This is a genomic window from Actinophytocola gossypii, assembly GCF_025165815.1.
In the GTDB taxonomy this organism is placed as follows: domain Bacteria; phylum Actinomycetota; class Actinomycetes; order Mycobacteriales; family Pseudonocardiaceae; genus Actinophytocola; species Actinophytocola gossypii.
This window is the reverse complement of sequence record NZ_JAFFZE010000006.1, coordinates 1-13,433: the sequence shown is the minus strand read 5'-3', so window position 1 is coordinate 13,433 and position 13,433 is coordinate 1. Positions and strand designations below refer to the sequence as shown.

Sequence of the window (13,433 nt, the reverse complement as noted above, 5' to 3'; positions counted from 1 at the left end):
CGTTCCTCCTCGGGCTGGACCAGGGGTTGACGCATGGACTTTCGGCTCTTCGGACCGTTCGAGGTCCGGCACGACGGCGGACAGGTCGAGCCGGGTGACCTGCAGCAGCGGCTCGTGCTGGTCATCCTGTTGCGGAACGCGAACCGGTCGGTGTCGCGGCAGTACCTGCAGGACACCGTGTGGCCGGGGCAGCAGCCGAAGTCCGATCTGATCACCAGTTACGTGGCGCGGCTGCGGAAGGTGTTCCGCGACGCGGGCGCGGACGGCGTCGAGATCGACAAGACCACCACCGGGTACGTGCTGCGGGTCGACGAGGACACCATCGACACCGTGCGGTTCACCCGGTTGTGCCGGGAGGCCGGGACCGCGCGGCCGGCCGAGCGCAGGCGGCTGCTGACCGAGGCGCTGGATCTGTGGCGTGGCCGGTACCTCGCCGACCTGGACATCGACCGGGCCGGCGGACCGGCGGGGGCGCCGTCGGAGGAGGCGCGGGCGGACGCGCTGGTCGACCTGACCGAACTCGAGCTCGCGGCCGGGGAGCACCGGGCGATCCGGGACCGGCTGCGCGCGGTCTGGGAGGAGGATCGCGGCCAGCAGCGGGTCGCCGCGGCGCTGATGCGGGCGCTGGTCCGTGGCGGCGACCAGGTGCGGGCGGTCACCGTCTACCACCAGACCAGGGACGCGCTCGACGACCTCGGCATGGAGACCTCGCGGGAGCTGCGGGACATGGCCCGGCTCGCGCAGTACGGCGAGCGGCACAGCTCGCTGCCGGCCCGGCCGCCTCGGTTCACCGGGCGGGAGGCCGAGACCGCCAAGGTCGAGCAGGTCGCGTCGGACACCGTGGACGTCCCGGTGTTGTGGATCAGCGGCATGCCGGGGGTGGGCAAGACGACGCTGGCCGTGCACGCCGCGCACCGGGTGGCCCCTCGGTTTCCCGACGGCACGCTGTTCGTCGAGCTGAACGGGTTCACGCCGAACGTGGCGCCCACCGACCCCGCGGACGCGCTGGCGCGGCTGCTGGGCGACCTCGGGGTGCCGGCCGAACTGGTCCCGGCCGGTACCCGCGCCCGGGCCGACCTGTACCGCGCCCAGCTCGAGGGCACCCGGACGCTGGTCGTGCTGGACAACGCGGCGTCCGAGGCGCAGATCGTCGACCTGCTGCCGGTCGCCCCGGGCTGCCTCGCGATCGTGACCAGCCGGGATCTCGGTGCCGACCACGCCACCGACCACGTACACCTCGAACCGCTGCCGGCGGCCGAGGCCGTGGAGCTGTTCCGGCGGCAGGTCGACCCGGAACGGGTCCGCGCCCGCGGCGACCTGGTGGGCGCCGTCGTGGAGCGCTGCGGGCGGGTGCCGCTGCTGATCCACGTCATCGCCGCCCAGTTCCGCCGGCACACCCGCTGGCCGCTGGAGCACCTGCTGACCCTGCTCGGCGCCTTCCCCGACGCCGCGGCGGCCGCGTTCACGGTGTCCTACGAGCAGCTGACCGAGCCGCAGCGGGCGCTGTTCCGCCTGTTCGCGCGGGCCCCCGGGGTGGAGCTGTCGGCCTACGGAGCCGCCGCGCTCGCGGACCGCCCGGTGCCCGACGCCCGCGGGCTGCTGGCCGACCTGCACCGGGCGAGCCTGCTGGAGGAGCCGGCGCCGGAGCGGTTCGGGATGCTCGACCCGCTGCGCGCGTTCGCCCTCACCCTGCCCGGCGGCGACACCGACGACGACACCGCCGTGCCGCGCCTGCTCGACTTCTACCTGGCCTCGACCGCCGCCGCGATGCAGGCCGCGTTCCCGCACGGCGCCGACCGCCAGCCCGCCGTCGAGCGGACGAGCCACGCGATACCCCGGTTCGCCGACCAGCCGGCCGCGCTGGCCTGGCTCGACGCCGAGCGGCCGAACCTGGTGTCGGCGATCCGGCACGCGGCCGGGCACGGCCGGCCGGAGCACGCCTGGCGGCTCGCGGTGCTGCTGTGGCGGTACTTCTACGTCGGCGGGCACCTGCGGGACTGGGCGGAGACGCTGCAGCTGGCCGAGGACGCGCTGGCCGGCTCGGACAACCGGCTCGGTCTGGCGCACGTCCGGCTGTGGCTGGCCAACGCCCGCCTGCACGCGGGCGCGATGGCCGACGCGCACGCGCTCGCCAGCTCGGCGCTGCCGCTGTGGATCGAACTCGGCGAGGTCCGCGGCGAGGCCGACACCCGGCGCGCGATCGCCACCACGGCCAAGAACCTCGGCGACCACGCCGAGGCGCGCGAGCAGTACGACGCCGCGCTGGCCGGCTACCGCTCGACCGGCGACGGGAAGGGGCAGGCAGCCGTGCTGGACCACCTGGCCCAGCTCGACGAGCTGCACGGCCGGCTGGCCGAGGCGGAGACCGGGCGGCTCGAGGCGCTGGCGCTGCTGCGCGCGCTGGGGCACACCGAGGGCACCGCGCACGTGCTGGACAACCTGGGCGGGGTGCGCCAGCGGCTCGGACGGCTGGACGAGGCGCTCGCCGACCACACCGGGGCCCGCGCGCTGGCGGAGGCGAGCGGCGACCGGGTGTGCGAGGCGTACGCGCTGAACAACCTGGGCAACACCCACCGGCTGCTCGGCGACCTGGACGAGGCGGCGCGGTTCCAGCAGCGGGCCCGCGCGGTCGCGGACCTGGTCCTCGACCCGAACCTGCGCACCCAGCTGTACCTGGACCGCGGCGAGACCACCGTCGCCGCCGGCGACACCCGCGCGGCCCTGCACGCCTTCCGCGCCGCGCTCGACCTGGCCGCGGGCACCGGCGACCGCACCCAGCAGGCCCGCGCGAACGCCCGCCTCGGCGCCGTCCTGCACGACGCGGGCCAGCACGCCCCGGCGGCCACGCACTGGCGTGCGGCCATCGCCGGCTACGACGCGCTCGGTCTCCCCGACGCGCCCCGCCTCCAGGCCGAGCTGGCCACCCTGCACTGCCCCTGCGCCGCCGGAACCCCCTGAACGGCGTCGTTCACGGCATGTGCAGGAGGGCCATGAGGTGGGGGTGCAGGGTGCGGACGTCGGGGTGGGTGTGCCAGCGGGCGAGGGTACGGGCCAGCTGACGGAGGTCGATGCGGACGGTGGCGGAGTCGACCTGGGCGGCGTCGGTGAGCACCTCGCGGGCCACGGCGCACGCCTGGTCGACGTCGCCCTGTTGGGCGTGGGCCAACGCGCGGCGGGTGCCGAAGCGGGCGCGAGCCCGGCGCGCGGCGGGCGGGATGCGCGGCACGTGGTCGTCGAGGACGGCGGCGGCCTCGGCGGGCCGGCCGAGGTCGTACAGGGACCAGCCGTGCGCGAGCGGCACCTGGTCGGTGACGCTGGCCGAGCCGAGTACGGGGGTCGGCCCGTCGGCCGGGGCCGCCAGCAGGGTGCCGGCGCGTTCCATCGCGCGCTCGTAGGCGGCGCGGTCGCCGGCCAGCGCGTGGCCCTGGGCCTCGCAGCGGGCGGCCTGGCCGAGGATCCGCGGGCCGGCGGCGGCGCTCGTCTGCGCCTGACGGGCCAGCGCGACGGTGGCGATGGCGTCCTGCCGGTACATCGCCAGCTCCGCGCGGCGGACCAGCGCGAAGCTCGCCAGGTGCGGGTCGCGGCCGGCGGTGGCGTAGCGGACGGCCTGGTCGGTCCAGCGCAGGGCGGCCGACTCGTCGCCCGCCTCCTGGCTCATCCAGCCGGTGTACTCGGCGATCCTGGACGCCAGCAGGAGCAGCTCCGCACGCACCGGCTCCTCGCCGTCGGCGGCCAGCGAGCGCACGGTGGTCAGCTGGGCCATGGCCTGGCCGAGCACCACGACCGGGCTCATCATCGTGCCGAGCGAGCGGAGCTGGTCGAACATCACGCGCAGGGTGACCACGGTGTGCTCGTCGGCGGCCGAGCGGGAGCCGCGGACGAGCGCGTCGCCGAGGATCGCGCCGGCGCCGGCCAGTACGACCCGGCGGGGCAGCTGCCGGTAGCGCAGCTCGCCGGTCTCGTCGAACGCCATGACCAGGACCTCGTCATCCGGGGAGGGGGCGGGGGCGGGCGGCGCCGGTGCCGTGCGCAGCGACCGGACCAGCTCGCCGCCGGTGCGCAGGACCTCGTCGCAGAGCCGGGCCAGCATCGGGTTCGGCGGCTTGTGCCCGTTCTCGATCTTGCTGATGTGGCCCTTGCTGTAGTTGGTCCTCCTGGCCAACTCCCCCATCGTCATGCCGGCCGCGAGTCGGCATTTCTGTAACCGAGCACCGAACGAGTCGCCCACCTGGACCTCCCCGGTTCATGATGGCGAGAAACCCGAGTACAGCATTTCTCAATGTCTTTTGGCAATGATTCGGGCCCCGCCTGGGTCGACGGGGCCCGAATCTCCCCCGAAGGTCAGCCGGACCAGTCGTGCCCCTCGGTGGTGGTGGTGGGCGGCGGGGGCGGCGGCGCGCCGTCGTCGGCGGACGCACCGGTGGCGAACGTGATCGGCGCGGCGATCGCGATGGCGGCCGCGCCGAGCAGCGCGGCGATCTTCGCCGTGAAAACGGCAGCACGGGGCAAGGACATGATTTCCTCCTGGTATTCGCCGGATCAACCCGATCCGCGTACCAAAAGAATTCGCTATCCCACCCGGGGCGAACAAGATATTGCCCGTTGCCCGCTATTCCAGGAAACGGGAAACGCTATTCGGCCAGGCCCCGGACACGTGCGGTGAGCACCGCGAACGTGCTTCCGGCGTGCGGCAGCTCGCCGGCGAGCACCAGGTCGAGCACGCGCGCGAACGGCAGCCAGTGCAGTTCGAGATCGGCCTCGCCCGCCTCCAGGCACGCGCGGCCCTCGGTCAGCCCGGTGGCGAGGAAGGCGTGGTCGCGGTGGTTGGTGAACGAATCGGCGCAGTGGATGGCGCCAAGCGGTGTCCAGGTCTCGGCGTGCACGCCGGTCTCCTCCGCCAGCTCCCGCCGTGCCGCCGCGGCCGGGTCGGCGTCGCCGGGTTCGATCCCGCCGGCCGGCAGCCGCCACTGGATCTGCCCGTGCACGTAGATCCACTGCCGGGTGACCGCGACGTGCCCGTCGGCGCGCACCGCGAGCACGGTGACCGCGCTCGGCGCGACCACGTGGTCGTAGCTGGTGCGGCTGCCGTCCGGGCGGATCGCGTCGTCGCGGCGCACCTCGAACCACTCGGAGGAGAACCGCACGGCCGAGGACAGCCGCGCCCACGCGGCGCGCCGTTCGGTCATGAGGGGAAGCCAACCATTGCGTGTATCCGCCCGTATGCGTCAGTCGCCAGGGTCCCCCGCAAGGGTGAACTTTACGTGGACGACCGGGCCAAACGCGCACCACATCCACCTCCGGTCCAGCTCTGGTTCAGCTCCCGGGACGACGATGAACCGTCAACAACCCGAGGAACACGCATGGGACCACTGCTCGGCGACCGCTACCAGGTCGTGCACCCCCTGTGGCGGGACCGGCTCGGCGAGACCTACGTGGCCCGCGACCGGCGCACCGGCACCCCCGTCACCGTCCGCACCCTGCGCGGCGACCTGGCGGCGCCGCCGGTCGCCCGCCGGCTGCACGAGGAGCGCCACCGCCTCACCGCGCTCCGCCACCCGCACCTGGCCGCGGTCCTCGACCTCACCGAGGATCGGGACGCGCTGATCATCGTGTCCGAGGCCGTCGAGGGCGCCACGCTGCGCCACCGCCTCCGCACCGGCCGCCCACCGGACCGCGACGAGGTCGCCCGCATCGCCGCGGGCGTCGCCGCCGGCCTGCACGCCATGCACGACGCGGGCCTGCTGCACCAGAACCTCCGCGCCGACACCGTCGTGCTCACCCGTACCGGCGAGGTTCGGCTGACCGACGTCGCCCTGGCCCACCTGGTCAGCGCCACCGCCGCCGGCCGGGACCGGCTGCGCGCGGCCGCCCCCGCTCCCGAACTCGCCGACGGCGCCGCCCCCGGCCCGGCCGCGGACCTGTTCGCGCTCGGCGTCCTGCTCCGCGACCTGAGCCGGCGCGGCCCGGTGCGCGGCCTGGCCCGGCGGCTCCGCGCCCGCGACCCGCGCTCCCGCCCGACCGCGCGCCAGGCGCACACCGTCAGCGCTTCGGCCAGTGCCAGGACGGGCGGTCGAGCAGGCCCTGGCCGTCCAGAATGGTCTGGCTCCGCTCCTTCACCAGGGTGAGCACCGCCGCCTCCTCGTCCAGCGCGGCCAGCGCGCTGACCAGTGGCCGGGCGTGCGTCACCACGACGACCTGCACCCGCCGGGACGCGGTGGCGACCAGCGCGGCCAGCGGGGGCAGCAGGTCGGGGTGCAGGCTCGTCTCCGGCTCGTTGAGGACCAGCAGTTCCGGCGGGCGCGGGGTGAGCAGCGCGGCCACCAGGAGCAGGTACCGCAGCGTGCCGTCGGACAGCTCGGCGGCGTCCAGCGGGCGCAGCAGGCCGGGCTGGCGCAGGCGCAGGGTGAACCGGGCATCCGCGTAGCCGATCTCCACCCGCGCGCCGGGGAACGCGTCGGACACCGACTCGTCGAGCGCGGCGGCGTCGCCGATCTCGCGGATGGTCTGCAGGGCGGCGGGGAGGTCGGCGCCGTCGTCGGCCAGGGCGGGGGTGCGGGTGCCGATGCGGGTCGCGCGGGCCGGCGCGTCGGGGTCGGTGCGGAACTGGTCGTAGAAGCGCCACGAGCGGATCCGTTCGCGCAGCAGCAGGACCTCCGGCTCGGCGGACTCGCTGAGCATGCTGTCGGAGGGGGCGATCCGGTGCTGGCGGCGGGACCAGACGCCCTCGCCGTCGCGGGCGTTCACGACCGGGCCGGCTCGGTCGGCGACCAGGGTGGACTTCCGCAGCACCGGGCCGTGCCAGAGGGACTCGCGTTTGAACTCGGGATCGCGGTCGAACAACGACGAGTTGGGCACGGGCTGGCCGAGGTCGAGCGCGTAGCCGTAGTCGTCGGTGGCGAAGCCGAGGCGCAGTGCGATGGGCTTGGTGCGGACGGTGCCGGTGGAGCCGTTGCCGGACTCCGGCCCGGCCCACAGGGTCGACTGGAGGCCGCCCTCCCGGGCCAGCGCCGGGACCGCGCCGTTGCGGGCGGCGTCGGCGAGTAGGCGGAGCGCCCGGTAGAGGCTCGACTTGCCGCTGCCGTTCGCGCCGGTGACCACCGTCAGGCGGGCCAGCGGCAGGGTCAGGTCACGCAGCGATCGGTAGTTCTCCACAGCCAGTGTTCGCAGCACGCGACCCAGGCTAACGATCGCGTTACGTACACCTGCGCGCTTTTTTCCGGACACCAAACGTACTTAGGCTCCGGCAGGTTCAACCCGCCCATGGAAGGCCCGTCAATGCCACGCAGACGTCCGTTATCCCGCGTCGGGACACTGACCGCGATCACCGCGATCGCGTTCACGGGTGCCCCGACAGCGGCCGCCGAGGAGCCGGCCGCGCCGAGTATCAGCGAGATCCACTACGACAACACGGGTACGGACACCGGTGAGGCCATCGAGGTCGAGGCCCCGGTCGGGTTCGACCTGACGGGCTGGCGGCTCGCGCTGTACAACGGCAACGGCGGCTCGGTCTACGACAACCGCACCCTGTCCGGCACCGTGCCGGACGCCGGGGTGGTGGTCGAGACCTACCCGACCAACGGCATCCAGAACGGCTCCCCGGACGGCGTCGCGCTGATCGCTCCGGACGGGACGGTCGCGGAGTTCCTCTCCTACGAGGGCACCATGACCGCGGGCGGCGTGACCGCCACCGACATCGGCGTCAGCGAGGCCTCCGACACCCCGGCCGGCCACTCGCTGCAGAAGGTCGACGGCGTCTGGCAGGCCCCCGCCCCGCACAGCTTCGGCGCCCGCAACACCGGCGGCGAGGACCCCGGGCCCGACCCGGAGCCGGTCGACTGCGACGTCCCGGTCACGCACACGATCGCCGAGGTGCAGGGCACCGGCGACGCCTCCCCGCTGGTCGGCGACCAGGTCGTGGTCGAGGGTGTCGTCACCGCCGACCACCGGACCGGCGGCTACAACGGCGTCTACGTGCAGACCGAGGGCTCCGGCGATCGCGCGCCCGCCGCGGGCACCGCCTCCGACGCGGTGTTCGTGTACCTGACCACGAACTCCGCCAACCACCCGGACGTCGCGGTCGGCGACCAGGTCCGGGTGCGCGGCACGGTCGGCGAGTACTTCGGCCTCACCCAGGTGACCATCGGCGCCCGCACCGACGTGCAGGTGTGCGCGAACGACGCGCCGCTGCCCGCCGCCGCACCACTGGAGCTCCCGCTCGACGCCGCCGCGCGCGAGTCGGTCGAGTCCATGGTGGTGGCCCCGGTCGGCCCGTACACCGTCTCCGAGGTCTACAACACCAACCGCTACGGCGAGGTCGTGCTCACCGCCGGCACCGAGGCCGCGCGCATCCCCACCGACCTGCACCGGCCCGGCACGCCGGAGGCCAGGGCGGTCGCGGAGGCCAACGCGCTCGGCCGGCTCCTGGTCGACGACGGGCGCACCACGAACCTGTCCGAGGCCGGCCAGGCGCCGCCGTACGTCTACCCGGACGCCCCGCTGCGCGTCGGCGACCAGGTGGAGGCGTTCGGCCCGACCGTGCTGTCCTACGGGTTCGACGAGTGGCGGCTGCAGCCGACCACCCCGGTGAACGCCGACACGCCGGCGATCGACCGGACCACGTTCAAGTCGACCAACCCGCGCACGCCCGCGCCGGAGGACGTCGGCGGCGACATCCAGGTCGCGAGCTTCAACGTGCTCAACTACTTCGTCCACTTCGGCGGCGAGGCGCGCGGCGCGGACGACGAGGCCGGGCTCGCCCGCCAGGAGGCCAAGATCGTCTCGGCGATCACCGCGCTGGGCGCGGAGGTCGTGGCGCTGGAGGAGATCGAGAACTCGGTCAAGTTCAACGCCGAGGACCCGCAGCAGGCGCTGAAGCGGCTGGTCGAGGCGCTGAACGCGGCCGAGGGTGCCGGTACCTGGGACTACGTGCGGTCGCCGGCGAGCCTGCCGGGCGCCGACGCGCAGGACGTGATCACCACGGCGATCATCTTCAAGCCGGGCGCGGTGACCCCGGTCGGCGAGTCGCGGTCGATCGACGACGAGTCGGTGTGGTTCAACGCGCGCGAGCCGATCGCGCAGGAGTTCACCGCAAGCGACGTCACCTTCACCGTGGTGGCCAACCACTTCAAGTCCAAGAGCGCCTCCGGCGACCCGACCGGCGACAACGCCGACTCGGGTGACGGGCAGGGCGCCTACAACGGCGACCGGACCCGTCAGGCGCGGTCGCTGGTGTCCTTCGTGGCGGGTCTGGAGAACGTGCTCCTGCTGGGCGACTTCAACGCCTACACGCAGGAGGACCCGATGCGGGTGCTCTACGAGGCGTCGTTCCAGGACCTGAACGACACCGGCGAGTCGAGCTACGTGTTCGCCGGCGAGTCGGGCTCGCTGGACCACGCGGTGGCCTCGCCCGCGCTCGCCGAGCGGGTCACCGGCGTGGACGTGTGGCAGATCAACTCGCACGAGTCGTACGCGTTCCAGTACGACGGCCACCCGGCCTTCTACTCGGCCGACCCGTACCGGGCCAGCGACCACAACCCGATCGTGGTGGGACTGTCCACTGAGGCCGCCGGCCCGGTGGAGCTGGATCTGTTGAGCGTCAACGACTTCCACGGTCGCCTGGAGTCGCCGGCGAGCGACGAGAACGACAACCCGATCGGCGGCGCGGCGCAGCTGGCCGGGCTCGTCGAGCAGCAGCGGCAGGCGAACCCGAACACGCTGTTCCTGTCCGCGGGCGACAACATCGGCGCGTCGACGTTCGTCTCGGCGATCGACGACGACAACCCGACGCTGGACGCGCTGAACCTGATGGAGCTGGACGCGTCGGCGGTCGGCAACCACGAGTTCGACAGGGGCATGGACGACCTCACCGGCCGGGTGACCGACCGGGCGGACTTCCCGTACCTCGGCGCGAACGTCTACCGGGGTGACGAACGCGCCCTGGCGCCGTACGTGGTGCGGGAGGTCGACGGGGTCGGAGTCGGCGTCGTCGGCGTGGTGACCGAGCAGACCGCGTCGCTGGTCAGCCCGGACGGCATCGCCGGCATCACCTTCCGCGATCCGGTGGCCGAGGCCGAACTGGTCGCCGGCCAGCTCAAGGACGGCGACGAGGCGAACGGCGAGGCGGACGTCGTGGTGCTGCTGGCCCACGAGGGCGCGGCGACGGAGAACATCGACTCGGTCGAGGAGCTGCGGGCGGACCCGGTGTTCGGCGAGTTCGTGGACCTGAGCGCGAACGTCGACGTGATCTTCAGCGGGCACACGCACCAGCCGTACGCGTTCACCGCGCCGATCCCCGGCACCGACCGGCTGCGCCCGGTCATCCAGGCCGAGGACTACGGCACCCGCCTCGGCAAGGCCACGCTGACCGTCGACCCGGCCAGCGGCGAGATCGTGAACACGGGCGCCGAGCTGCTCGACGTGGTCGGCGTGCCGGAGGACCAGGAGGTCGCCCAGCTGGTGGCGGACGCCATCGCGAACGCGGAGGTGCTCGGCCAGGAGCCGCTGGGCGAGATCACCGCCGACATCACCCGGGCGTTCACCGAGGACGGCACGGAGGACCGGGGCAGCGAGTCGGTGCTCGGCAACTTCGTCGCCGACGTCCAGCTCGCCGGCACCGCCGAGGAGGGCCGGGGCGGGGCGCAGATCGCGTTCATGAACCCCGGCGGGCTGCGGGCCGACCTGACCTACGCGCCGGACGGCGTGGTCACCTACGCGGAGGCGTTCGCGGTACAGCCGTTCGCCAACGACGTGGTGACCAAGACCTACACCGGTGCGCAGATCAAGCAGGTGCTGGAGGAGCAGTGGCAGCCCGAGGGCGCGTCCCGGCCGAAGCTGCACCTGGGCGTGTCGAAGGGCTTCACGTACACCTACCTGCCGGACAACCCGACTGGTGAGCGCATCACGTCGATGTCGCTGAACGGTGAGCCGATCGACCTCGACGGCACCTACCGGGTGACGGTGAACTCGTTCCTGGCCGCGGGTGGGGACAACTTCGTCACCCTGGGCGAGGGCACCGACCAGGCCACCACCGGCAACAACGACCTGACGATGCTGACGGAGTACCTGGGCGCCAACTCGCCGGTCACCGCCGACCCGGAGCCGCGCGCGACGGTCGGCGACCCGCGGCCGGAGCCGGAGTGCACGGAGACGATCACCGGCCTGCGGCTGTGGAAGGTCGACGTCCGCGCCGGCGAGACGTGCCTCGACGACGCGGTGGTGCTCGGGTCGGTCCGGGTGCACGACGGCGCGTCGCTGACCGCGACCGACGGCATGGTGCTCGGCACGCTGACCGCGACCACGCCGGAGCGGGTCACGGTGTCCGGCACGCGGGTGCTCGGCCTGGTCACGGTCGCCGGCGCCACTGGTGAAGTGGTGGTCGAGAACGCCTCGGTGACCGGGACGCTGACGCTGCTCGGCAACCGGAGCGGCGTGCGGCTCGACGGCAACCGGGTGACCGGCCCGGTGTCGCTGGTCGACAACACCGGCGGGGAGCACGTGGTGTCGGCGAACCGGATCACGGGTTCGCTGTACTGCGTGCGCAACGACCCGCCGCCGACCGACGCGGACGCGCCCAACCGCATCCGTGGCGCGGCGATCGGGCAGTGCCGACGGCTCTGACGGGAACGGGGACGCCTTCCGTGCATTGAGTGCGCGGAAGGCGTCCCGCGCCGGGGCCCGTTCTGTGGGAAACTTGCCCATTCCGCGTGATCAAGGTCGATCCGTTGGAGGGCAACGTGTCTGAAGAGACCAGCAACCGGACCGATGTGGACAAGGCCCTATTGGGCAGCGCGACCTACCGCAGCCTCGGCGAGCAGCGCCTGTCGCCACGCGAGGAAAGATTCGAGAAGGCCCGGCGGACGACCGGGCTCTGGCTGGCACCCCTGATCTCGGTGGTGTTCCTGTTACTGCCGCTGGACATGCCGGCCGACCAGCAGACCCTCGCCGGCGTGCTGCTCGGCGTCATCGTCCTGTGGGTCACCGAGGCGGTGCCCATCCCGATCGGCGGCCTGATCGGCGTCGCGGCCATCGTGATTTTGAACGTGGTGCCGCCGGACACCGCCCTGGAGCCGTTCGGCTCGTCGACGATCTTCACGTTCATCGGCGCGTTCATCCTGGCCCAGGCGATGCTCAAGCACGGCCTGGCGCGCCGGTTCGCGTTCCGCATCCTGGCGCTGCCCAGGCTCGGCCAGTCGACGACGGGCGTGATCATCGCGTTCGGCCTGATCACGGCGGTGCTGTCGGCGTTCGTGTCGAACACGGCGACGGTCGCGATGCTGCTGCCGACCGCGATCGGCATCCTGTCGGTGATCGCGAAACTGCTGCAGGAACGCGGCCTGGTGGAGTCGAACTTCGACCCGCTGCGCCTGCGGGTCGGCGCCGCGATCATGCTGATGCTGGCCTACGGCGCGTCCGTCGGCGGCCTGCTCACCCCGGTCGGCAGCCCGCCGAACCTGATCGGCCGGGAGCTGATCGAGGAGGCGACCGGCGAGCGGATCTCGTTCGCCCAGTGGATGGGCATGGCGCTGCCGATCTGCGCGGTGATGTTCGTGATCCTGGCGATCGTGCTGCTGCTGCTCAACCGCCCGGAGATCAAGCGGATCGAGGGCGTCGCGGAGTACGTGGCGCGGCAGCGGGCGGAGATGGGCCCGCTGTCGCGCGCGGAGAAGAACACGATGATCGCGTTCGGGATCACGGTGACGCTGTGGATCTTCCCCGGCGTGCTCGCGGTGATCTTCGGCAACGACTCGGCGGTGTACACGGAGGTGTCCGAGCGGCTCGACGAGGGTGTGGTCGCGGTGCTCGGGGCCGGGCTGCTGTACGTGTTGCCGACCACGTGGCGGGACCGGGAGTTCACGCTGCGCTGGCGGGACGCGGCGGAGATCGACTGGGGCACGATCGTGCTGTTCGGGACCGGGATCATCTTCGGCTCGCTGCTGGCCTCGACCGGGTTGGCGGAGACCCTGGGCAACGGCGCGTCCGACGCCCTCGGCCTGTCCAGCGGCGTCACGATCACGATCTTCGCGGTGCTGCTGGCGATCATCGTGTCGGAGACGACGAGCAACACGGCGTCGGCGTCGGTGGTGGTCCCGATCATCATCCCGGTGGCGGCCGCGGCCGGGGTGGACCCGTTCGTGCCTGCGCTGGCGGCGACGTTCGCCGCGTCGTTCGGCTTCATGATGCCGGTGTCGACCCCGCAGAACGCCGTCGTCTACGGCTCCGGCGCGGTGCCCATCACCACGATGATCCGCTCCGGCGCGTCGTTCGACGTCCTGGGCGCGATCCTGATCATGCTGACGATCCCCACCATGGTGGCCGTCCTCGGCCTGGGCAGCTGAACCGGGCGGCGCCCCCGGCGGGGTACCCCGGGGGCGCCGCCCGGTTCACTCCTCGTCCACGCGGACGGCGTCCTGTTCCGGGCCACCGGGGTAGGCCGG

The 13,433-nt window shown here is 73.1% G+C and carries 8 protein-coding genes; 4 read left to right on the top strand and 4 right to left on the bottom strand.

Annotated elements, in window-relative coordinates:
* Positions 1 to 33 precede the first annotated feature (33 nt).
* Complete coding sequence (locus tag JT362_RS04570) at positions 34 to 2,958, top strand: AfsR/SARP family transcriptional regulator (RefSeq protein ID WP_260189746.1); 2,925 nt, start codon at positions 34 to 36, stop codon at positions 2,956 to 2,958.
* Between the two features lie 10 nt (positions 2,959 to 2,968).
* On the opposite strand, the gene JT362_RS04565 is transcribed toward JT362_RS04570, so the two are convergent.
* From JT362_RS04565 to JT362_RS04555, 3 genes are all read right to left on the bottom strand, one after another.
* The gene (locus JT362_RS04565; protein ID WP_260189745.1) at positions 2,969 to 4,228 is read right to left on the bottom strand and encodes a helix-turn-helix domain-containing protein; all 1,260 of its coding nucleotides are present in this window, start codon (positions 4,226 to 4,228) and stop codon (positions 2,969 to 2,971) included.
* A gap of 113 nt (positions 4,229 to 4,341) precedes the next feature.
* Positions 4,342 to 4,515, bottom strand: a complete 174-nt coding sequence (locus JT362_RS04560) for a hypothetical protein (protein WP_260189744.1) — start codon at positions 4,513 to 4,515, stop codon at positions 4,342 to 4,344.
* Between the two features lie 116 nt (positions 4,516 to 4,631).
* The gene (locus JT362_RS04555; protein ID WP_260189743.1) at positions 4,632 to 5,186 is read right to left on the bottom strand and encodes an NUDIX domain-containing protein; all 555 of its coding nucleotides are present in this window, start codon (positions 5,184 to 5,186) and stop codon (positions 4,632 to 4,634) included.
* Positions 5,187 to 5,360: 174 nt separating this feature from the next.
* Between JT362_RS04555 and JT362_RS04550 the strand changes: the two genes are divergently transcribed.
* On the top strand, positions 5,361 to 6,125 hold the full coding sequence (locus JT362_RS04550; protein ID WP_260189742.1) for a protein kinase domain-containing protein: 765 nt from the start codon (positions 5,361 to 5,363) through the stop codon (positions 6,123 to 6,125).
* Here the strand turns inward: JT362_RS04550 and JT362_RS04545 are convergent.
* Positions 6,040 to 7,170, bottom strand: coding sequence for an AAA family ATPase (locus JT362_RS04545; RefSeq protein ID WP_260189741.1), 1,131 nt, complete (start codon positions 7,168 to 7,170; stop codon positions 6,040 to 6,042). The two genes, JT362_RS04550 and JT362_RS04545, sit on opposite strands and share 86 nt — an antisense overlap.
* 105 nt (positions 7,171 to 7,275) lie before the next feature.
* Here JT362_RS04545 and JT362_RS04540 point away from each other — a divergent pair, with 105 nt between their 5' ends.
* Together JT362_RS04540 and JT362_RS04535 are read left to right on the top strand one after the other, a co-directional pair.
* On the top strand, positions 7,276 to 11,616 hold the full coding sequence (locus JT362_RS04540) for an ExeM/NucH family extracellular endonuclease (protein ID WP_260189740.1): 4,341 nt from the start codon (positions 7,276 to 7,278) through the stop codon (positions 11,614 to 11,616).
* Between the two features lie 116 nt (positions 11,617 to 11,732).
* Positions 11,733 to 13,334, top strand: coding sequence for an SLC13 family permease (locus JT362_RS04535; RefSeq protein WP_260189739.1), 1,602 nt, complete (start codon positions 11,733 to 11,735; stop codon positions 13,332 to 13,334).
* The last annotated feature ends 99 nt before the right edge of the window (positions 13,335 to 13,433 follow it).

Coding starts and splice junctions, on each gene's coding strand:
- JT362_RS04570 (WP_260189746.1), top strand. CDS start 34: ATGGACTTTCGGCTCTTCGGACCGTTCGAGGTCCGGCACGACGGCGGA.
- JT362_RS04555 (WP_260189743.1), bottom strand. CDS start 5,186: ATGACCGAACGGCGCGCCGCGTGGGCGCGGCTGTCCTCGGCCGTGCGG.
- JT362_RS04540 (WP_260189740.1), top strand. CDS start 7,276: ATGCCACGCAGACGTCCGTTATCCCGCGTCGGGACACTGACCGCGATC.
- JT362_RS04560 (WP_260189744.1), bottom strand. CDS start 4,515: ATGTCCTTGCCCCGTGCTGCCGTTTTCACGGCGAAGATCGCCGCGCTG.
- JT362_RS04550 (WP_260189742.1), top strand. CDS start 5,361: ATGGGACCACTGCTCGGCGACCGCTACCAGGTCGTGCACCCCCTGTGG.